Source organism: Heyndrickxia camelliae (assembly GCF_002844575.1).
GTDB classification, from domain to species: Bacteria; Bacillota; Bacilli; order Bacillales; family Bacillaceae_C; genus Margalitia; species Margalitia camelliae.
In genome coordinates this window covers 15234-36575 of record NZ_PIQO01000021.1, presented here as the reverse complement: position 1 = coordinate 36575, position 21342 = coordinate 15234, and the positions used below count along the sequence as shown (strand labels likewise).

Here is a 21342-nt window from a genome sequence, read left to right as displayed (position 1 = left end):
AGACATGAGGAAGCAATTATACATGATTGCTTCTTTTTTCATTAGTTTAAGCGGAAATTTGTAGCCTTTTCTTATTTCCAGTTTTTTTACTAATTTATTAAAGATTTTTTGACAATGAATACCTAAACTCGACAAAAATATGATAAAATATAAAATTAGGGAAATAGGGACTTTTGACATAAAAAAATTTACATAGATTGCCCTTTATAACAATAAAAGCTAATTTGCCCAGTATGAAAGGAGTAACTTACATGTTTGCAAAGGATATAGGTATAGATTTAGGTACGGCTAATGTATTAATTCATGTAAAAGGACAAGGAATTGTATTAAATGAACCATCGGTGGTTGCTATCGATAAAAATGCTAATAAGGTATTAGCAGTGGGAGAGGAAGCTCGCCGCATGGTGGGAAGAACCCCAGGAAATATCGTAGCTATCCGCCCTTTAAAGGATGGAGTAATAGCTGACTTTGATGTAACTGAAACAATGTTAAAGCACTTTATTAACAAACTAAATGTAAAAGGTTTTTTATCGAAGCCTAGAATTCTTATTTGCTGTCCAACGAATATTACCAGTGTGGAGCAAAAAGCTATTCGGGAAGCGGCAGAAAAAAGCGGCGGTAAAAAGGTATATTTGGAAGAAGAGCCAAAAGTTGCAGCTATTGGTGCTGGCATGGATATCTTTCAGCCAAGCGGCAATATGGTAGTGGATATTGGCGGCGGTACAACAGATATCGCAGTACTATCCATGGGTGATATTGTAACATCTGCTTCCATCAAAATGGCTGGAGATAAATTTGACAATGAAATCCTTCAATATATCAAAAAAGAATATAAATTATTAATTGGTGAACGCACAGCGGAAAGTATAAAAATAAACATCGGTACTGTATTCCCTGGTTCCAGAAAGGAAGAAATGGAAATTCGCGGGCGTGACATGGTAACAGGACTACCAAGAACAATATCAGTAAATTCAAAAGAGGTAGAACAAGCTCTTAAGGAGTCTGTTTCTGTCATTGTACAAGCCGCTAAAAACGTACTTGAAAAAACTCCTCCTGAGTTATCTGCAGATATCATTGACCGCGGAGTTATATTAACTGGCGGTGGTGCATTATTACATGGTATCGATCAATTACTTGCAGAAGAGTTAAAAGTACCAGTATTAGTAGCGGAAAATCCAATGGATTCTGTTGCGATTGGTACAGGCATTATGCTTGAGAATATGGATAAGATCGCTAATCGTAGATTAGTTTAATATCACTTCGGGGGGAAAAAAATGCTTAGAGGATTCTATACGGCTGCAGCGGGAATGATTGCACAACAACGAAAAACAGATCTTTTAACCAATAATATGGCTAATTCTAATACCCCTGGCTTTAAAGCGGATCAATCGTCTTTGAGGGCTTTTCCAGAGCTTTTATTGCAGCGGATGGGAAAACAGACCGTACCAGTTGATAATTCTTTTACCATTCCTTCTTCTTCTTTAGTTGGTGCTGTAAACACGGGTGTATACATGCAGGAAGTTCTTCCTAAATTTTTGCAAGGTGATTTGCAAGAAACACAAAATAATACGGATCTGGCGCTTCAAGATTTGAATCCCAACTCAACAAGTTCTGTATTTTTTTCCGTTCAAGACAAAGATGGTAGTGTGAAATATACACGAAATGGAAATTTTACCTTAGACGGAGATGGCAACTTAACTACTGCAGATGGATTGTATGTACTAGATAGCAATGGCAAAAAAATTCGCTTAGACAGTGTCGATTTTACTGTAGATAGCAACGGACAAATCAATCAACAGGGCAGGCGGGTTGCAACTATTGGAATAGCATACGCCGCAAATACCAATAGCTTGGTAAAAGAAGGCGATGGATTATATCGAATGGAAGATAACTCAGCTCTACCCCAAGCTCCAGGTACAAGCTTCCAATTAAAGCAAGGCTATTTGGAAAGCTCAAATGTGGATACAACACAGTCCATGACAGATATGCTATCAGCATACAGAAGCTTCGAGGCAAACCAAAAAGTATTGCAGGCATACGACCATAGTATGGATAAAGCGGTTAATGAAGTTGGCCGAGTAAATGGCTAGAAGAGTGAGGGCATATTCGAATGAATAGATCGATGATTGTAGCAACCAATACATTGAATCAATTGCAAAAGAAACTTGATATTATTAGTAATAATATGGCTAATATCGACACAACCGGTTTTAAGAAACGGGAAGCAACTTTCTCAGACCTGCTTTTTCAACAATTCAATAATCAGCTTGATCCAACAAAAGAAACAGGACGAAACACAGCACTTGGTATTCGCCTTGGCACCGGAGCAAAAATAGCCCAATCGCAAATGCTATTAACCCAAGGAAACATTAAAGAGACAAAGCGCCCTTTAGATATCGCTTTTACTAATAAAAGTCAATTCTTGAAGGTATTAGCAAATGATAATGGACAAAGTGAGGTCCGATATACAAGGGATGGAAATTTGTCGCTTTCACCAATAGGAAATAACGAGGTAATGCTCGTGAACAAATCCGGTAATCCAATTTTGGATGAAAATAATAAGATGATTAGCTTTCCGGCAAATGCGGAAAGCTATACAATAACAAACCAAGGAAGTCTGCAAGTAAAGCTGGACAATGGACAAACAAGTTCTTTTAATCTTGGTGTGATAGAAGTGAATAAGCCACAATTTTTTGAACAATATGGTGATAATTTGCTCGGCTTGCCGAAAAATGGTGTTGCTGGTACCAATGTATTTACTAATTTGGTAGGACAAGCAAGGAATAATATCTCTATCCAGCAGGGGGCGTTAGAGGGGTCAAATGTAGATTTAGGTCAAGAGATGTCCTCGCTGATCAATGTCCAACGTGACTATCAATTTCAATCAAGGGCAATCACTATATCAGATCAAATGATGGGTTTAGTAAACGGTCTTCGTTAAAGGAGATATCGAAATGATGGAAGAGGAAATTCGCCACAAAATAACAACACGATCTCAATGTAAAAAGAAGAAAAAAATAGAGGAAAGACGAACAGCAAAAAAAGAGAAAATTCGGGTTCGGCTTATACCTATTTGGCTAAGAGTCATTCTTGTACTTTTTGCCATTACGATTAGTGTTTTATCCGGTATTATAGTAGGATATAGTGTAATTGGTGACGGAAATCCTATGGATGCATTATCGAAATCTACTTGGACTCATATTGTGGATCTTGTAAATAAATAAGAAAACGCGAAAGCGCCTTGCCCATCCACTATCCGATCGGTACTGGAGCAAGACATAAATAAGGGGGAAGGATTATCCTTTCCTTTTTTTATTCAGGAGGTTGTAAAATGTTAGATATTCAAGAAATTAAAGAAATAATTCCACATCGATATCCATTTTTATTAATCGATAAAATTTTAGAGGTAGAAGAGGGAAAAAGAGCAGTAGGAATAAAAAATGTATCTGTAAATGAGGAGTTCTTTAACGGTCACTTTCCCGACTTCCCTGTTATGCCAGGTGTGCTTATTGTAGAAGCATTGGCGCAAGTAGGAGCTGTCGCTATGCTTAAAAAGGAAGAAAACAGAGGTAAACTGGCACTCTTCGCTGGGATTGATAATTGCCGTTTTAAACGTCAAGTACGGCCAGGTGACCAATTAGTACTAGAAGTTGAGATATTGCGTCTAAAAGGCCCTGTTGGAAAAGGTAAAGGGATTGCAAAGGTTGATGGTGAAATTGCATGTGAAACAGAGCTAATGTTTGCGCTTGGAAAATGAAGTAAAATGAGTTTTTTAAACTAGCAAAGCAAGAGCGTACCAGTTTCATAAGTTTTCCGTATGTTTTTAGCACGGAGGGGAAAGTTATCCATAAAGCACACCTTGAAAGGAGAAGTCTTCGTGAATGGTAAAATGCTCAAATGGATAGCAGGTTTTTCCCTCTTTGCTGTTTTACTTACAGGATGCAATATGAAAAAACAAGAACCACCTCCGCCTAGTTTAAATAATGGCGTGAACGAAAATAGAAATATGAATGACGTAGATAAGGACAAGTTTAATAAGAGCAATAATAATCAAATGGACAAAGATAAAAACTTTAAAAATGTGAATGATATAAACGAAAATGATAATGAATATAATAAAGACCTTAAAAATGAAGACTACAAAAAGAAGAGTAATAAATAAGCAGGAAGGCTCCTGCTTATTTATGTTGAATAGAGCGCTAGTATAAAAAATCGGGACGAAAATAAATATAATCTTGAGGATTTTAAGGAAGAGTGGAGAGATTATATAATTAGCTTCCTGGTTTAGTGAGGTTAATGATCATAAAAGAGACATTCGAAGTTTCATGAGTATATTGTAGAAAAGACAAATGAAACGATTGCAGAAAAATCTCAACATTGATTATTCATAAATCTGTAAGGCAGAGGAAAAATACATAATTCATTCTTTATTAAGTCAAGAAAAATAGGCTCCTGTAATAGCAGGAGCTCTTATTTTTTTAAAAAGAATAGTTTTTCTTATTCTTGAACTTTTTTTGAGGCCACATATTTCGTTCTTCTCTTTATCCTATTTCTAAATTCCTCAATTAGTTCTTCACCAGTGAAGCCTTCCTTTACAATATCACTGAGCAGAAGTTCCGCATAGTTGCTTCTTTTCACTCTTAAGTAGCCTTCCAGTAATACGCTAATATGATTTTCAAATTCTTTCAAGCCACGTACATGCGTACTGAATGGTGCAGGGTCATTTGACTCATGGGTAATAACCACTTGAACATCCAAGTCATCTGAACTTTGTTGTGCAGCTCGAAAAAAATCATGATACTCCTTGCTGATGTAAGCTTCAATTAACCAGGTCTTTTTTCCGTCTTCTTTATTAATAATTAGGCCATCCTCTAATACAATATCTTTAATTTTTCCATCTTTAATAACTTGCAAAGACACAATCTTGAATGACTTCATATTCTTAAACCTCCATTATCCCATCCGACATTTGGAGCAAGATGCTTTATTTGTACAAATTATAGCATATATGAGGGAAGCGGTGACAGGTCTGTTGAACAGCTTCAAAAGAAGAAGAAAAAAATCATTTTTATTAGAAAACTTTTTTGCAGCAACTTTTAATTCTAATATCGGTTTTTGTCCGCAAAGAAATTCTATTTTCTACATAAGATACTTATTTGAAATGCCAATTTCCTTATTTTACTATATGGTTTGGATTGTATATGATGTAGTTACTTTAGAGGAAGGGGGTGAATAACTGCTTTGATTAACCAGGTAATGCTAGTGGGCCGACTTACCAAAGATCCTGAGCTGCGGCGTACGATGGATGGTAAGGCTGTTCTAAATGCCACCATAGCGCTTAATCGAAACTTTCGAAATAGCTATGGGGAATTCGAGGCTGATTTCGTACAATGTACTTTATGGAACAGAACAGCTGAAAATACAGCTAAATATTGCTCAAAAGGTTCTGTTCTTGGTGTAGTAGGCCGTATTCAAACCAGAAGTTATGAAAATCAAGAAGGTAAGAAAGTCTACGTAACGGAAGTAGTAGCGGAAACAGTGAAGTTTTTGGGCAGAAAGCCGACGGAAGATCGAGAGCTTCAACCAGTGAATAATGAATAAAGGAGAAGTGAATTGGAAAATATCGAAGGCAAAATCGAAGGATTAGAAAACTTGGTAGAAGACCTCATTTTAAAGCTTGGAAGGGCAAATCATCAAATTTACAATCTCACCAAACGATTAGACTCCCTAGAAAAAGACAATCATTCATTATCACAAACTCATTATCACTCTAAAGTGGTTTCTCTTTAAAAATATTACCCCGGACTTCCTCATCAGATATTGTCATATGCAACCTCATACATCCTCAAAAAATTAGACCAGCCTAAATTTAAGCTGGTCGTTTTTTTATGATAGCATTAGCAATTCATGTAATTCTTCATCCGACATCTCTGTAATCCAGTTGTCACTATTGATAATCTCATCATTTAATGATTGTTTTTTCTCAAGCATCGCATCAATTTTTTCTTCTAATGTTCCAGTTGTAATAAGCTTGTGAACATGGACAAAACGTTTTTGCCCGATTCGATAAGCTCGATCAGTAGCTTGGTTTTCAACAGCTGGATTCCACCAACGATCATAATGGATAACGTGATTTGCAGCGGTTAAGTTAAGCCCTGTTCCGCCCGCCTTTAATGACAATAAGAAGACAGGGAACTCGCCTTCTTGGAAACGTGCTACAAATTCATCCCTTTTTGTTTTGGTCATACTACCGTTTAAAAATGGAACGGAAAGACCAAAACGCTCATGTAAAAGTTTTTGAATCATCTCTCCCATGCCAATATATTGGGTAAAGATGAGACAAGCTTCATTTGCATCTAGTATAGATTCCACCAATTCAAGCAGTTTCTCGATTTTATGAGAACGTTGTTCAATCATGCTAGGATGTTCTTCTTTTAGAAATAAAGCTGGATGATTGCATAATTGTTTAAGACGGTTTAACATTTGCAGAATCATCCCTTTGCGTTCAAAGGCAGTTAATTCCTCCATTTGATCAAAAGTTTCACGAATAAGCTGCTCATATAGAGACGCCTGTTCTGCAGTTAATGGGCAATATTCCTTTTGTTCGAGTTTCTCTGGTAAATTTAACTCTACATCAGGATCTTTCTTTGTACGACGAAGTAGAAATGGTCGTATCAGGGATTGGAGCTCCGCAATTTTTTCTTGTTCCTCTTCTTTTTCAATAGGCACGATGAAGCGTTTTTGGAATTGTGTATAGGTACCTAAATAGCCATGATTGGTAAAATCGAAGATAGACCATAATTCTGATAATCGATTTTCCATTGGTGTACCAGTAAGAGCGATATGATGTCGTCCTTTTAGTTTACGAATTGCTCTTGATTGCTTTGTTTGGGCATTTTTTATATTTTGTGCTTCATCCAAGGCAATGGTGCTCCATTCGATAGAAGAAAGCTCTTCTAAATCTAAATGAGAGAGTCCGTAGCTGGTTAATACAATATCCGTACCCTTAATATGATCTTCAAAAGAATCCCCTTTATAACGATTTGGTCCATAATGCAGTTTAACGGAAAAATCGGGGGCAAAGCGTTCTATTTCCTTTTGCCAATTCCCTAGTACAGAAGTAGGACAAATAATTAAAGCGGGTGCAGGAATTTCTTCGGTATTTTTAACATGTAATAGATAAGTAATAAGCTGAACAGTTTTCCCAAGTCCCATGTCATCAGCTAAAACAGCTCCGAAGTGAAATTGCCGCAGGAAAACAAGCCAATCGAACCCATGTTGCTGATAGGGTCTGAGAGTTCCTTCAAATTGTAATGGCACGGAAACAGTTGGGATATTGGTAGTATCCCTTAACTCATGAAATAGCTGTTTTAAAGAGCGATTTAATTCAATTTGAATGTTTGCAAAGGCACGCGGATTAAAGTCTTCGAGCTCCTCACTATCTAATTCTTCTTTAGGAACCAATTCTTGTTCCATTATATCTTGAAGCCGCAATCCCTCTTCCTTTGCTCGCTTCATTAAGTCTTGTAATTGTTGGATCATCTTCGGATCTAATTTAACCCATTCTCCATTTACCTTAATAAGTCTGCGCTGATTATCAACAAGATGATTGAATTCTTCTTCTGATATTTCAGTTCCATTCATCGATAATCGCCAGTCGAAGTCGAGCAAGGCATTTAATCCAACAAAGGATGGGCGGTAACTGGTGCTTGTTTGTTTGATTTTAGCTTTTACTGTTAATTGTGCGTCACGCATTGCAATCCACCAAGAAGGCAGCAGAATCTCTACTCCTAGTAAGAGCAGCTTTTCGCTTGCAATGGTTAAAAAGTCCCAGGCTGTCAACTCATCCAATTCATGTCTTACTCCATCTCTGCTTCCTAACCATGGAAAGAGTTTAACCCAGCGTTCCTGTTCCGCCATTATTGCATCTGTGTAAGATCTCCATTTGATAGGGAAATTTTTTGTTTGTTTAGAAGTTAACAATTTGTCGGGATTTCTTTTATCCCTTAATATTGTTTCAAGTATCCAAGGTTTATCATCGTCTGTCGGCTCTGACAGGCGGAGTCCAATGGTAAAGGGACGTTCCTCTTCCCCTTCTAGCCATTCGCGAAAACGTGTTTCATCAAAATACAGGGTTAATTCCTCAGTTGTAAGAGAATTTCTTTTCAGGCTCTCTATTTTTTCTCTCGTGGAATCTTTTTTATTCAAGTAGGAATTAACAGCGAAATGAAACCATTCCTCTAAAAATGCTCTCGTTGATTTTCCTTGGATAGGCTGTTCCCAGAATTCAGCTTCAAATTCATCTAATACCATCTTTGGTAGCTTCCATTCAAATAATTGATCCTGCTCTTTGATGAAGCGAGGAACACCTACCCCTTCTATTATAGCTTCGTACATGATAGAGGCGCTTGAAAGGAGTAATTGTCCATTAGCATCCCATTCCCAATCCAGCAAGGAGCTAAAGCTTTCGTTTGCAAAGAGAGTTAGTAATGACCAACTATCAATGGTTATACCTGAGTGCAAATGGTAGTTGGAAACTGAAAGGGTTGAGCCGAAGAAGCTTTCTTCATGCCAGATAAATAATTGGCGTTTCCACTCGGATGGAGTGATTTCGCCCCCGTGCTGATCTTCTGCATAAATGAAAAAAACTCCCTTTCCCATATATTCTATATTTATTTTTATAGCGATAGATTTAAGCATCGATTAGCTTTCCCCTTCTACATTCCTCGTGAAATGCACGAAGTCTTTTTGTCTTCATAAGCAAATCATTAAAATAGGATTCCCATAAATCCATTTTTTTCTGTTTTTTATATAAAACACGCAGCTTTTTTAAATATCTTACTGTTTTTTTATATGCTTCACGATTACGATTTTCCAAAAGATTTTCAATAGACTCATGATAAAGCGGCATAGCAAGTTGTGGATCACTTTTTGTCACTGTATCTAATTTTGCCTTATCAATAGAATCAATATCTTTTCCGGTTAGATGCTGTAATTCAATCCAAACACGATATTTTTGTTTCATTATGAGATATTCATTATATTGTGCATAACTAAAAGGAAGAAATTTAATATATACTTTTTCCATTAGGACTGGGTTGTGGTCCGACAGTGCAGGTTCATCTACCGTTCGAAAAAACATTCTCATAAAGGCATAACGGTCAAAATCACTATTCAGTGTTAATAAATAATCAGAAATAAAAGGAATCATGGCAGTTATATACTTGCTAAGTCGACTGTAAGCCTTTTGTGATTGCAAATATTGAAACCAGTGCTGGGAAAAGTAAATAATATTCTTATCTATCCCTTTTAATGCATTTAATGCGAGTTCATCTCTTCCACATAAAATTGCCATATGAATATTAGCTAGTTTTATCCTGCCATTTTGCTCCGTACAGGATTGTAGCCTTTCTAATTCGAGCTTGCGCCAAATAGTTTGTTTAAAAAAGGATGTCCAAAGGGCCATATATAGCTCTACCATGATAGAAGAATGGTAGGTGTCTAATGTAAGCAATTCCGTACAATCGGTACGCAAATAAGCAATATATGGGTCAAAGGCAAACGGTTGGACAGAAATAGTTAATTTCTTTAGCGCATCTTCCACTTCTTGCATCAAAAAGGAAAAGAATGAATCCTCTGTTTGAAAATGCTGCTTATAACATATCCTATTTGCTTCTTTTATAGAATGGTAGGCTGCAAATAATTGATAAAGCGGTTTCCATTCCCTCTCAACAGGTGAGAATTCAATTATCCTGTAATAAACCGGCTTTAACTTTTCGTCAAGAACATATTCATTTGGAATATCAATACGATTAAATGCCTTTTCGAAACGATTTATCCAGGCTTTATGTCCGGTTAATGGTGCAGAAGTTTGCTCTGTAAGCAAATCACTTCCACGTTTTAGCCCATTTAAAATTGCAAAAGAGGAAGTCTGTTTTTTCCATTCTTGCACCCAATCAAATACACTGCCGATTTGGTTGTATGCGGAGAAAAATAATGCCATTTGGTGACGGCAGATTCCTTCCTGTGGACATGAACAATAATTGTCTTCAGGATTTTCTAAATTTAGAGTAACTTGAACAGACGTTACATCCTGTACTTTTGCTGAAAGGAGGGGGGAGGAAAAATTTTTTTTGGAAACAAGTTGCTGACGAAATAAAAGTAGGCCTTTCTGCACTAGCCTTTGGTGGGTTTCACTTGTAGGATCTAAATAAGTTTGAAGTTTATCGGCATAAGCAAGAAGTTGATCTTTCATATTGACTATCACCTCCGGTTGTTTAGAAAAGTGCAAGTGCCTTGTTCATCGGTGTATGGATGAGTGAAATTTGTTTTGTTATTTCACTTTGTAGTCTTCGTCTGAGATAAAGGAAAACGTGCTGAGGCAGTTTACGACATTGAAATTGGCAATTCAAATTTCACCAAAGTTTCATTTTACCGAGTAAAATTTGAAGTGCCAATTTTGCCTAATCTTATCCAGGGAGGAGACGGAGAAATCCGCTAGCCCATAAGTAGCTAGACACGATTAAACTTGTTAAAAAATAATTTTAATTTTAATAACTCTTGCGCTTGTCATTTTAAAAATAGGCACTACTTCTATTTTAATAGAAGAAGTCATTTAAGAAAAGGTGGAACCATTAAATAAGGATAAGGGGTCAAACGTCCCCATTATCTTATTTTTCAGTAATCCAAAATTGTTGATTTACATACACATTGACACCAATCAAATCATTTCTTTTGCCATTTACGAGTTTATAGTTTTTGTTTGCGGGATATATTATTTTTTGCCCCTTTTTTTCAGCAATAAACAATGGATTGTGACGATCAGTAAGATCAACCTTTACTTTATATCCTTTTTTTTCATAATAAACTTTTGCATCCATAAACAAAGTTTGATTGAAATGATTTAATGAGGATATTCCTAAAAACTTGGTTATATAGGATGGAAAATCTGTATTATTAATTAATCCTGTTGGTTTCCCGGGACCATATGCATATAAGAAGACATCCTCGCCAGAATGACCAAGGGTAGTAAAGCCTAAATTTGCTCGCTTCGCCATTTGTTTTGCTAATTCTAATTCCACGTTATCCGTGGTTTCTATTCTTTTCATATCTTGCACCGATAAAGGTGAAAGTCCATAATAACTGGTTACTTCATCAATATTAGAACGGTCTTTTTTCAGTAATGATGCTGCACCAGTTGCCGTTAGCTTTGCTTTTTTTAAAGGATCAATAAACTGGTTAATTGGTGTTTTAGAATAAGACTTATTAGTGTTTTGGTTTCCCATTGTGAGGCCGCTGTTACCATGATCTGCAACTGCTATCAATAAGGTATTCGGATTTTGTTGAGCAAAATGTAATGCCTCCTCTACCGCAGCATCAAATGATAATACCTCACTAATCATTCCTACGGGATCGTTTTTATGAGCCGCCCAGTCAATTTTACTTCCCTCTACAAATAGGAAAAAACCTTTTTGCTGATTGTGAAGCAGATTCAGAGCCTTCTTGGTCATATACGCTAGTGATGGTTGATTAGGAGCAAGTGATGGACGGTCCAATTCATAAGCGATATCCACATCGGCAAAACTTCCCCACACTTTCCCTTTGTTGACCTTCTCCAGTTCAGAATTTGTTTCCACGAAGGCATATCCACTTCTCTTTATTTCGTCTAAAAGATTTTCTCCATCCTTTCGATTGAAGGGCATATTGGATCCAACTCCGCTTGGTGTATGGAGTATATTATCGTTTTTTTTCGGTAATAAAGATACTTTCCCCCCGCCAAGTACTATATCTAACCCTTGATATACTTGCTGTTCAGCGATGTCATCATATCCATTGCGGCTAAGGGTATGAGAGGTAAAAGCAGCGGGTGTAGCGTGCTGTATTGGTGAGGTAGAAACAATTCCAGTTAAAAGCCCTTTTAATTTTGCTGCTTCCAAAATACTGACAGCCGGTTGAACAGATTGAATCTTATTATTCTTTAATTTTGGAACTAGACCAATCATATCGACTGATGTCTTATGTCCAGTGGCCATAGCGGTTCCAGCAGCTGCGGAATCTGTAATCCCTGATTGCAAAGAATAGGTTTTAACACCGCCAACTAGAATCTCATCAAGTGCAAGAGCTCTCCCCTTATACCATCTTGCTAAGGTAAGAACATCTGAATTTGTCCCATCCATCACCATGAAAATAACATTTTTCGGCTCTTCTACTGATTTTACTGCATGTATAGAATGGAGTGGGGTAAATAGAAGGAAGAGAAGGACTATGTACTTCACTAAAATCACCTCCTTTTTAGTTTTGGAAAAAGCATTAAAAGTATGCAGTAAATAAGACTTATTTCATTTCTCTAAATAAAAATCGACATTTTATAAAAACGTTTTTGTAAAATGCCTAACTACAGGTACTATTTTGTCTATTCAGTAAAATTAAATGTGATGTTTGTCGAATTACCTAACTATTGCGACTATTTACCTAGGACTTAAGAATCTAGTTAGCAAACCATGCGTATGCTACTTTAGATATGTTCTGAAAATTTCGGCATCAAGATAATATATATATTTATTTGGGGGGAGGAATTTACTTAAATCTAGCAATCTATTGATATGAAAACTAATTTAGGGGGAGAAAGAAGATGCTGAAGCGCAGTCTAGCACTTTTATTAATTTTACTCGTCACATGCGGCAGTGCAGTATTTGGTATGGGGGCTTCCCAGGCAGTCAGTTTGGACAAGGTAAATAAAGCAAAACCTACAAAAGTACGGCCTAATGTGGATCCAAACAAAGAAGTTCGCGTCTTTGTTGAGATGACCGGTGACCCAACCATTGAATATGCAAAGCAAAAAGGTGTTAAATACAATAAACTTAGTAAACAAGAAAGAAAAAATATAGAAGGTAAAGCAATTGCCGAGCAGAAGGCAGTTAAGGGAAAGATGAAGGATAAAAAAATCAAGTCCAAGGAAATCAACGATGTAACAACTATCGTTAATGGTTTTAGTGCTGATGTCAAATATCGAGACATTGATCAAATTAAGGCAATTGAAGGAGTAAAATCAGTTGAGGTTGTAAATGAATACAAGAGACCACAAGAAAAACCAGATATGATTTATAGCAAGGAGCTTGTTCAGGCACAAGAAGCTTGGAGAAATTACGGCTATAAAGGAGAAGGAATGGTTGTTGGTATCATTGATACTGGAATCGATTTCGATCATAAAGACATGAAATTAACGGATCCTTCAAAGGAAAAGTTAACAAAATCAAAAGTAGAGGGGCTTGTTGCAGATAATGGTCTGCCAGGCAAATTTTATACGGATAAAGTTCCTTATGGATATAACTATTTTGATAAAAATGATACTGTGAAAGACTTAGGTGCAGGTGCATCCATGCATGGAATGCACGTTGCTGGTACGGTTGCGGCCAATGGCGATGAAGATAACGGGGGCATTAAAGGTATCGCACCTGAAGCGCAACTACTGGCACTTAAAGTATTCAGCAACGACCAATCTATTGGTTCAACATATGGGGATATTTATGTAAAAGCAATCGATGACGCAATCAAGCTTGGCGCGGACGTTCTAAATATGAGCTTAGGTTCACCGTCTGGATTTGTAAATGCTAAATCACCTGAGCAACAAGCTGTTAAACGTGCGACGGAGAATGGTGTCGTAATGTCTATCTCTGCAGGTAACTCTACTTACTTCGGAAGTGGCTATTATTATCCACTTACTTCTAACCCTGATTATGGTGTAGTTGGTTCACCGAGTGTTGCAGATGAATCAATCTCTGTTGCCTCATATGAAAATACGAATATGGTAACGGATGGATTAAAATATACAATTGATGGAATCACAAATAATGCAGCGTATTTATCTGCAGGACAAACACATCCAAATACTGTGGAACAAAAAACGTTTGATGTGTTAGCCGCTGGTCTTGGTGGACCAGAGGATTTTGCAGGAAAAGATTTTAAAGGAAAATACGCACTTGTCCAACGTGGTACTTATAACTTTGTAGACAAAGCTCTTAATGCTCAAAAAGCTGGGGCAGCTGGAGTAATTGTATACAATAACCAAGAAGGAATTGTAAATATGGCATCTGATCCTGCTATAACGATTCCGCAACTATTTATGCTAAAAAATGATGGGGATACACTAAGAGCTGCATTAAATAGCGGCAAAACAGTTAAGATATCGTTTGATGATGTGAAAACAAGCATTCCAAATCCAGATGCAGGCAAAATGAGTGCATTCTCATCTTGGGGTGTAACACCGAGCTTGGACTTTAAACCAGAGATTACAGCTCCAGGCGGACAAATTTACTCCACTCTTAACGATAATAAATATGGTTTAATGAGCGGAACTTCTATGGCAGCACCGCATGTTTCCGGTGGATCAGCATTGGTGTTGGAACGTGTAGACAAGGATTTTGGTGTAGATGATAGTGATCGTGTATCATTAGCAAAAAATTTACTAATGAATACATCGAAACCGGTACTATTTGATGGGGAATTCGTTTCTCCTCGCCGTCAAGGTGCAGGATTAATGCAAATCAATTCCGCTTTAACAACACCAGTAGTTGTAACTGAGTCAAAATCAAATGTTGGCAAAGTTGCTTTAAAAGAAGTGAAAAATGGTAAAGTAACATTCCAATTAACAGCGAAAAACTTAACGAATAAAACAGCAAGATATAATTTATCGATTAATGCTCAAACAGATTCACCAGTACAAAATGGCAGCGATTTAATTAATGCGCCGAATGATGTCGGAGCTCTAGATTTAGATAAATATGTTGATTTCAAAATTAATGGAAAAGCGAAAGACCAAGTTGTTGTACCTGCTAAAAAGGATGTAAAGATTAATATCACAATGGATGCAAAAGCCGCACAGAAATACCTTAATTCCAAATATCCAAATGGTTTCTGGTTGGAAGGATTTGTTCAATTAACCGATCCAACGGATAACAATCCAACTCTAACTGTTCCATATGTAGGTTTTGATGGACAATGGGATAAGGCGCCTATTTTTGATAAACCAATGTGGGATGCGAAAACCTATTATGGTTATACTGGAGTATTAACATCTTTAAGCGGTGGAGACTATGGATTCCTTGGAGGAGATATAAAAACAGGGGATACCGATCCTGCGAAGATCGCCTTCTCTCCAAATGGTGACGGAGTTCAAGATGATGCATTACCAATCCTATCATTCTTGCGAAATGCAAAAAATGTAACTCTTTATGTGCTAGATAGCAAAAAACATAGAGTGGCAACTATTGTAAATGAAGGAGATATGTACAAGGACGCTTATGATAGCGGAAATGGCTCTATGTATACATTAGATCCAAACTTTGTATGGGACGGAAAGATTAAAGGGAAAACAGCTAAAGAAGGTCAATACTATCTTCAAGTGGAAGGTGTTATTGATTATCGAGCAGCAAAACCTCAAACGATTGAGTTACCTTTAAAATTGGATGTAACAAAACCAAAATTAGATGTCAAATTTGATGTGAAATCCAAGAATCTTACTGTCCATGCATCTGATGAGAAAAATGGCAGCGGACTTTCCTATTGGGATGTGTTCGTTGATGGTAAATCTGTTACAAATAAAGCATACTTTTCCGAAGCGGATACGAATTTCAATGTAGGTGATATTAGTGGACATACAGTACAGGTTGTAGCGTTCGACAATGCCGGTAACACAACGGTTGTGCCGGTAAAATAATCATATGAAAATAGCTGTTATGCGAGAGTCTCGCAGCAGCTATTTTTCTTTAAGTGATTTAGCTATTATAAAAGGATTGCATACTCAATGAATAAAGGGTAAGCAGCGTGAGAGAGAATAAAGCTGTGAATATTCTGGTGATGAACATGTTTCAAAACGATGTACCCCTACTATTGCTCCTAGCCCTATGAAAAATACTCTCACTCCAGTTATCAGCCAGGCTGGAGAACAACACAACAACCCGGAACTCATGGCGCCTTGGTCTAGGTAAAGTCCAAGATTAAGCAAAAGGAAACATTGCTGGAGTTGACTTCCCGTCCTAATCAAAATAAAACAAGGTAATGAAACAATGTAACAGCATATTCTATTATGCTGTTATTTTTTTTGGTCTTAAATCCTTGATAAAATAACATATACGAATTATTTTGAAAATAGACTTTGCAAACGTAACAGTGTTATGTTACATTAGTTTGTGAAAGGAGAAGGATAGAATGATGGAGGAATTAATATCTAAAAAAGACTTACTAGAACTTACGGACATTTCTTATGGACAGTTATATAGATGGAAACGTAAAAACTTAATACCGGAAGAATGGTTTATTAGAAAGTCAACATTCACTGGTCAGGAGACATTTTTTCCAAAAGACAAAATCCTGGAGCGGATTAAAAAAATCCAAACAATGAAGGAAAATTTATCACTTGATGAATTAGCTGATGTATTTTCCCCAAATCTTTCTAAACTTAGCATAAATGAAGTGGAAATAATCAACAGGGGAATTGCTTCGCAACCCGTGCTAAATATTTTTATGGAAATGAATCAAGGGGTGAAAAAATTCTCTTTTGAGCAAATGCTTTTTATTTACATTCTTGAAAAATTATTGCGCTCTGGAGACATAAATTTGGATGAAGGAAAAATGGTTTTGCAGGTAATGAGTGATCATTATCGTTCCATGAAGGCAGGGGAACTGATTTTTATTCGCAAACTTGGAATATCCTCCTGTTTTATTGTTTCAAATGTTGGTGATATTCATTTTGAGAAATCAACAAAATTGGTGACAAAAATTTCTTTATCGCACTGTATGGAAGAACTGAAATCGAAATTATTATAAGGGAGCTTATGAATATGAATAAAAATCGTGATTTGATGATAAATGGATTCGGTAGTTCCAGTGGCGGAGAATTTGAACTTGCTTCGATAAATGGAAAGGGCAAAGTGATCGGCGATATTGAATGCAAGCATTATGATTGTAATGGCTTCGCAACCGTAAATGGAAATATTAAAGCAGAAACTGTAACAATAAATGGTAAGTCGACGATAAATGGCGATGTGGATGCTGAGAGTATTACAATTGATGGTCATTCTTCCATGAGTGGAGCGGTGAATACAGAAACTATAAGAATATCGGGAAATGGTTCTATAGGCGGTTCATTACGAGGAGATCAGATCAAGATTAATGGAAAAGCATCTATTGGAGGAGATTGTGAGGCAGAAGAATTTGTTTCAGAAGGGTTATTCACCATTAGTGGCTTACTTAATGCAGAAAATATCGATATTCTCTTATATGGTGACTGCAAGGTTAAGGAAATTGGAGGTCAAACCATTCGAATTAGGAAAAAGGTACAAGGATTGATGAAAATCATAAAATCTATCTATCCTACAAGATTGGTAGCAGATGTCATTGAGGGAGATGATTTGCATCTCGAAGGTGTTAAAGCAAAAATTGTTCGTGGTAACAATGTTACAATTGGCCAGGACTGTGAGATAAATTCAGTTGAGTATAAAGGGACGATTGAGGTGGATAAGGCTTCTAAAGTAATTAAGACAAGTCAACTTTAAGTGAAAGGGAGGTATTAACATGGAAAAGGGGAATTTAAAGATATTTGGTTCAGGAAGTTCTGGCGGCGGTGATTTTAACAAGATAACTATTAGCGGAGAAGGCACTATTACGGATGATCTAACTTGCCAAGTATTTAAGGTTTATGGAACTGGTGTAGCAATGGGCGACGTGGAAGCAGGTTCACTTGATATTTATGGAACTATTGATTTACAAGGAAATGTAAAGTCAGAGATTCTAAAAGTTTATGGGACAATGAGTGCCAATAACGATGTATATGGAAATGCAATGAAGATACGCGGCTCTTTGGATGTAGGAGGAAACATCTCTGGGGAAGAGATAAATCTAAAAGGTGGTCTATCTGTAAAAGGTGACTGTGAAGTGGAACATTTCTTATCAGATGGCACCTTCGACATTAGAGGATTATTAAATGCAGAAAAGGTAAATATCGAATTGAAATACGGAAAAAGTTTTGTAATAGAAATGGGAGGAGAAGAGATTCAAGTAAAAAGAAAATCCTCATTTCTCGGCTTGAACAAACAAAATGGCAGCTTAGAGGCGGATACAATTGAAGGTGACCATATTTATGTGGAATATACGAAAGCTGAAGTTATAAGAGGAAAGAAAGTTGAGATTGGTCCTGGTTGCGAAATTGGCTTAGTAGAATATAATGAACAGTTCCATTGTGCGAAAGATGCAAGTGTAAAAAAACAAATAAAAATCTAGGGGATGTTTAGGAGTTAAAAAATAGCAGTGTTGCTCCATATACTTCGGTAACTCAATTTGTTACAATGTCTCACTTTCTCATTTATTTCTAGTGAGTGGTATTTCAGAATCACAAAGTAAATAGATGTGAAGAGAATGTTAAAAATTTTCAAAATCAATATACAGACATTGGATAATGGGGTAAAATAATAGAGAGTCGTAAAATCAAAAGAGGTGATCTATCTTGAAAAGAAAAGATCATGATCAACTAAAAAAGGTAATGGCAAACTTAGCGGGTATTGGGGTAAAGATGACGAAAACAAAATCTCGCCGCGAGCTTTTTAAAGTACTAGAGGATGTCAAATTGATTCCTAAATATCCAAAACTACATCATTAGTCGGTGATAAGTCAGTGTGTATTTGCACACTGACTTATTTTTTTAGAAGAATTTGCTTAACATTTTTTTAATCATGAAACCTTAGTCATAAATTTTCGTCTGTTTCTTTATAGTATATGAAATGCTCTAGGAGTGATCTATATGAGGAAACTAGCAATAAGCATTATAATGGTCATTTTAATGGTTTCCATTTATGTCTGGATACCAAAACAGTCATTTGCTTGCAGTTGTGCAATAGCATCTCCTAATCAAGAGTTTACGAAATCAGATGCAGTGTTTCAAGGGAAAGTGATAAATAAGGAGACAAGTAGAACCGCATTATTTACCAAAAGCAGTGATGACCCAGTATATGTTACTTTTTTGGTGGAAAAGGTTTGGAAGGGTATTGACACAAAGAATATAATGGTTCAAACCGCCTTATCAGAAGCTTCTTGCGGATTCAACTTTCATAAAAACCAAGAATATATCGTGTATGCTACGGAAATGGATGGGAAATTACAAGTTCAATTATGTAGTAGAACCAATGAACTAGCTAAGGCAAACGAAGATATACAGCACCTTGGGAAACCGATAAAAGTCGGGAAGGAACTAAAAAAGGGGACGAAGGATGAACACGTTTTTCCTTGGAAGAGAGTGGTCATGACAGGATTTTTGCTAGTTATTTTTATATCTTTCCTCACTCTAATTATTAGAAAGTGGCTAAAAAAGGGATATTCATAACTATTATAGGTTAAAAGTCTAAAACCATATCCGTCCTGAGATGGAAAACATTAGAATTAAATGATGTATAATAAAGATAGAAAATTCTGATTAGGGGTGTTGAGATGGAATATATCATTGATATTCAGGGGATTAAGAAAAGATATAGAAAAAGGAAATCAAAGGAAATCATTGAAGCGGTGAAAGGTGTCTCCTTTAAGGTGAAAAGAGGAGAAGTTGTTGGGCTTCTGGGCCCAAACGGTGCTGGAAAAACAACCACCATTAAGATGATGTGCGGTTTATTGCTTCCGAATGAAGGAACCATAAAAATAAATGGCATTGACATTGGAAAACAGCGTTTAAAAGCGCTTCGACATATTAGTACCGTTTTAGAGGGGAATCGCAATCTTTATTGGAGATTAACTGTGCGGGAAAACTTAGAGTATTTCTCGGGAAATCGAGGTTTGTCGAAAAAGGCAGTATCCTCTCAAATTGATGAATTACTAGAAAGACTTAATTTGACACATAAAGCAAATGAGATGGTTAATTCTTTATCACGAGGAATGCAGCAAAAGGTTTCTATTGCAGTAGCCTTGTTATCCAATACAGAAATTATATTCCTTGATGAGCCGACATTGGGATTGGATATTGAGACAAGCTATGAAGTTAGAAAATTATTAAAGGATATTGCGAAGGAATATAATAAAACGATTTTACTAAGTTCTCACGATATGCCTGTTGTGCAAGAAATCTGCGAGCGGGTGATAATTATTAATGAAGGAAGAATCGTGACGGATGAACGTGTATCTGATTTGCTGGACTTATTTGATACGAAAGCATACTCCTTTACGATCAATTCACTGCTTTCTAATAAAGATTTAAACGAAATTCAAAAGCATTTTATGGCGGAATTAGAGACTAATGAGGGAATGCAATCTGTGCTTACTGTAACCATTACCCACAGTGAGGATTTTTATAAAGTCATTGAAATATTTAAAGATATGAATATTGATATTGACAAGGTAGATCGTTCTATCATTGATTTTGAACAAGTATTTTTGAAAATCGTAAAGGGGGAAATGAAACGTGAAGTTGCTGCAACTGTTTAATGCTAATTTCCGGAGGGAGTTTATTTTATTAAAGAGATATCTTCCTAATACTATCAGTGAACTAATCACTTTCTTTTGTATCTTTTTAGCTATGTTTTTTGGAATAAAAGTGGTTGGCGATCCATCCACGATGGAAACGAATGTCCAATATACTATTGTTAGCTACGTCTTTTGGTTTTTGTCCATGGGTGCTATGCAGGGAATAGGATGGAGCATTATGAGCGAGGCACAGCTTGGAACATTAGAACAGATGTATATGTCTCCGATGGGGGCATGGAGGATTTTATTAGCAAGAATTATTTCTACCACCTTGCAACAGTTGATTATTTTAGCAGTGTTATTATACTTAGCTATGTTAGTTACAAATACATGGTTGAACATTGATGTAATCTCTATATTGCCTGTGTTAATTTTTACTATTATAAGTATGTTTGGTATTAGCTTCATGATTGCCGGAATGGCTATTATTATTAAACAAATTAACGCTTTTTTACAGGTTCTGCAATTTATCTTAATGGGATTAACTTTTTTTCCAATGTCTATTTCTCCTTTTTTAGCTGTACTGCCAGTTGTAAAAGGTGTAGACATGATACGGGGAATTATGATACAAAATAAAACACTTGTTGATTTTAGTTGGGCTGATTATACAAGTTTAATTGCAAACGCGGCAATTTATCTTGTTTTAGGCATTCTGGTTTTCAAACGCTGTGAACGGACCGCGATGACAAAGGGAGTGCTGGGACAATATTAAAAAATGCCTCCCTGAACAGACACAGAAATCATTATCATTATAAAGAGGCCTCATTTAGGGGGATATTGGTTCTGGTGTCCGTCGAGCTAATGGATTAAAAAAACTGTTGCCTTTTTATATAGGATACGTAT

21 protein-coding genes are annotated in these 21342 nt (G+C 36.5%); 17 read left to right on the top strand and 4 right to left on the bottom strand.

Going from position 1 to position 21342, the window contains the following annotated elements:
- The first annotated feature begins 251 nt into the window (after positions 1 to 251).
- The 6 genes from CWO92_RS20345 (at position 252) to CWO92_RS20320 (ending at position 4162) form a co-directional block, all read left to right on the top strand.
- A complete protein-coding gene (locus CWO92_RS20345) occupies positions 252 to 1253 on the top strand; it encodes a rod shape-determining protein (protein ID WP_101356045.1) in 1002 nt (333 codons plus the stop codon).
- A 21-nt stretch (positions 1254 to 1274) separates the two neighbouring features.
- Positions 1275 to 2090 (top strand): flagellar hook-basal body protein, encoded by an 816-nt coding sequence (locus tag CWO92_RS20340; protein ID WP_101356044.1) that lies wholly within the window; start codon positions 1275 to 1277, stop codon positions 2088 to 2090.
- Between the two features lie 20 nt (positions 2091 to 2110).
- Positions 2111 to 2941 carry a flagellar hook-basal body protein gene (locus CWO92_RS20335; RefSeq protein ID WP_101356043.1) on the top strand — a complete coding sequence of 277 codons (831 nt, stop codon included), beginning with the start codon at positions 2111 to 2113 and terminating at the stop codon, positions 2939 to 2941.
- A 13-nt stretch (positions 2942 to 2954) separates the two neighbouring features.
- Positions 2955 to 3224, top strand: a complete 270-nt coding sequence (locus CWO92_RS20330) for a DNA-directed RNA polymerase subunit beta (RefSeq protein ID WP_101356042.1) — start codon at positions 2955 to 2957, stop codon at positions 3222 to 3224.
- A gap of 107 nt (positions 3225 to 3331) precedes the next feature.
- A complete protein-coding gene (fabZ, locus tag CWO92_RS20325; RefSeq protein ID WP_101356041.1) occupies positions 3332 to 3757 on the top strand; it encodes a 3-hydroxyacyl-ACP dehydratase FabZ in 426 nt (141 codons plus the stop codon).
- A 120-nt stretch (positions 3758 to 3877) separates the two neighbouring features.
- Entirely contained in the window at positions 3878 to 4162 is a 285-nt protein-coding gene (locus CWO92_RS20320; RefSeq protein WP_101356040.1) for a hypothetical protein, read from the top strand.
- A 335-nt stretch (positions 4163 to 4497) separates the two neighbouring features.
- Here CWO92_RS20320 and CWO92_RS20315 read toward each other — a convergent pair whose 3' ends face one another.
- Positions 4498 to 4938, bottom strand: coding sequence for a YwpF-like family protein (locus CWO92_RS20315; protein WP_101356039.1), 441 nt, complete (start codon positions 4936 to 4938; stop codon positions 4498 to 4500).
- A gap of 82 nt (positions 4939 to 5020) precedes the next feature.
- On the opposite strand from CWO92_RS20315, the gene CWO92_RS20310 reads away from it, so the two are divergent.
- The 3 genes from CWO92_RS20310 to CWO92_RS25600 are packed head-to-tail and all read left to right on the top strand — an operon-like array spanning position 5021 to position 5790.
- The gene (locus tag CWO92_RS20310; RefSeq protein ID WP_101356038.1) at positions 5021 to 5236 is read left to right on the top strand and encodes a hypothetical protein; all 216 of its coding nucleotides are present in this window, start codon (positions 5021 to 5023) and stop codon (positions 5234 to 5236) included.
- Positions 5237 to 5241: 5 nt separating this feature from the next.
- Positions 5242 to 5601 (top strand): single-stranded DNA-binding protein, encoded by a 360-nt coding sequence (locus CWO92_RS20305; RefSeq protein ID WP_101356037.1) that lies wholly within the window; start codon positions 5242 to 5244, stop codon positions 5599 to 5601.
- 12 nt (positions 5602 to 5613) lie between these two features.
- Positions 5614 to 5790 carry a hypothetical protein gene (locus CWO92_RS25600; protein ID WP_165786735.1) on the top strand — a complete coding sequence of 59 codons (177 nt, stop codon included), beginning with the start codon at positions 5614 to 5616 and terminating at the stop codon, positions 5788 to 5790.
- Between the two features lie 96 nt (positions 5791 to 5886).
- Here the strand turns inward: CWO92_RS25600 and CWO92_RS20300 are convergent, their stop codons facing one another.
- The 3 genes from CWO92_RS20300 to CWO92_RS20290 form a co-directional block, all read right to left on the bottom strand.
- Positions 5887 to 8700 (bottom strand): DEAD/DEAH box helicase, encoded by a 2814-nt coding sequence (locus CWO92_RS20300; protein ID WP_101356036.1) that lies wholly within the window; start codon positions 8698 to 8700, stop codon positions 5887 to 5889.
- Positions 8693 to 10255, bottom strand: coding sequence for an SWIM zinc finger family protein (locus tag CWO92_RS20295; RefSeq protein ID WP_101356035.1), 1563 nt, complete (start codon positions 10253 to 10255; stop codon positions 8693 to 8695). The genes CWO92_RS20300 and CWO92_RS20295 overlap by 8 nt, the downstream gene beginning before the upstream one ends.
- A 415-nt stretch (positions 10256 to 10670) precedes the next feature.
- Positions 10671 to 12275: an alkaline phosphatase gene (locus CWO92_RS20290; RefSeq protein WP_233270038.1), complete on the bottom strand. Its 1605-nt coding sequence runs from the start codon at positions 12273 to 12275 to the stop codon at positions 10671 to 10673.
- 356 nt (positions 12276 to 12631) lie between these two features.
- Here CWO92_RS20290 and CWO92_RS20285 point away from each other — a divergent pair, with 356 nt between their 5' ends.
- The 8 genes from CWO92_RS20285 to CWO92_RS20255 all read left to right on the top strand — a co-directional run bounded on the left by CWO92_RS20285 (position 12632) and on the right by CWO92_RS20255 (position 21211).
- Positions 12632 to 15715: a S8 family serine peptidase gene (locus CWO92_RS20285; RefSeq protein ID WP_101356034.1), complete on the top strand. Its 3084-nt coding sequence runs from the start codon at positions 12632 to 12634 to the stop codon at positions 15713 to 15715.
- A gap of 491 nt (positions 15716 to 16206) precedes the next feature.
- Positions 16207 to 16824 carry a YhbD family protein gene (locus tag CWO92_RS20280; RefSeq protein ID WP_101356033.1) on the top strand — a complete coding sequence of 206 codons (618 nt, stop codon included), beginning with the start codon at positions 16207 to 16209 and terminating at the stop codon, positions 16822 to 16824.
- A gap of 14 nt (positions 16825 to 16838) precedes the next feature.
- Entirely contained in the window at positions 16839 to 17552 is a 714-nt protein-coding gene (locus tag CWO92_RS20275; protein WP_233270036.1) for a polymer-forming cytoskeletal protein, read from the top strand.
- Between the two features lie 19 nt (positions 17553 to 17571).
- Complete coding sequence (locus CWO92_RS20270) at positions 17572 to 18276, top strand: cytoplasmic protein (RefSeq protein ID WP_101356031.1); 705 nt, start codon at positions 17572 to 17574, stop codon at positions 18274 to 18276.
- A 223-nt stretch (positions 18277 to 18499) separates the two neighbouring features.
- Positions 18500 to 18652, top strand: coding sequence for an Lmo0850 family protein (locus CWO92_RS25595; protein WP_158176660.1), 153 nt, complete (start codon positions 18500 to 18502; stop codon positions 18650 to 18652).
- A gap of 141 nt (positions 18653 to 18793) precedes the next feature.
- Positions 18794 to 19372: a hypothetical protein gene (locus tag CWO92_RS20265; protein ID WP_101356030.1), complete on the top strand. Its 579-nt coding sequence runs from the start codon at positions 18794 to 18796 to the stop codon at positions 19370 to 19372.
- 104 nt (positions 19373 to 19476) lie between these two features.
- Positions 19477 to 20460, top strand: coding sequence for an ABC transporter ATP-binding protein (locus CWO92_RS20260; protein ID WP_101356029.1), 984 nt, complete (start codon positions 19477 to 19479; stop codon positions 20458 to 20460).
- On the top strand, positions 20438 to 21211 hold the full coding sequence (locus tag CWO92_RS20255; protein WP_101356028.1) for an ABC transporter permease: 774 nt from the start codon (positions 20438 to 20440) through the stop codon (positions 21209 to 21211). The genes CWO92_RS20260 and CWO92_RS20255 overlap by 23 nt, the downstream gene beginning before the upstream one ends.
- Positions 21212 to 21342: the final 131 nt, after the last annotated feature.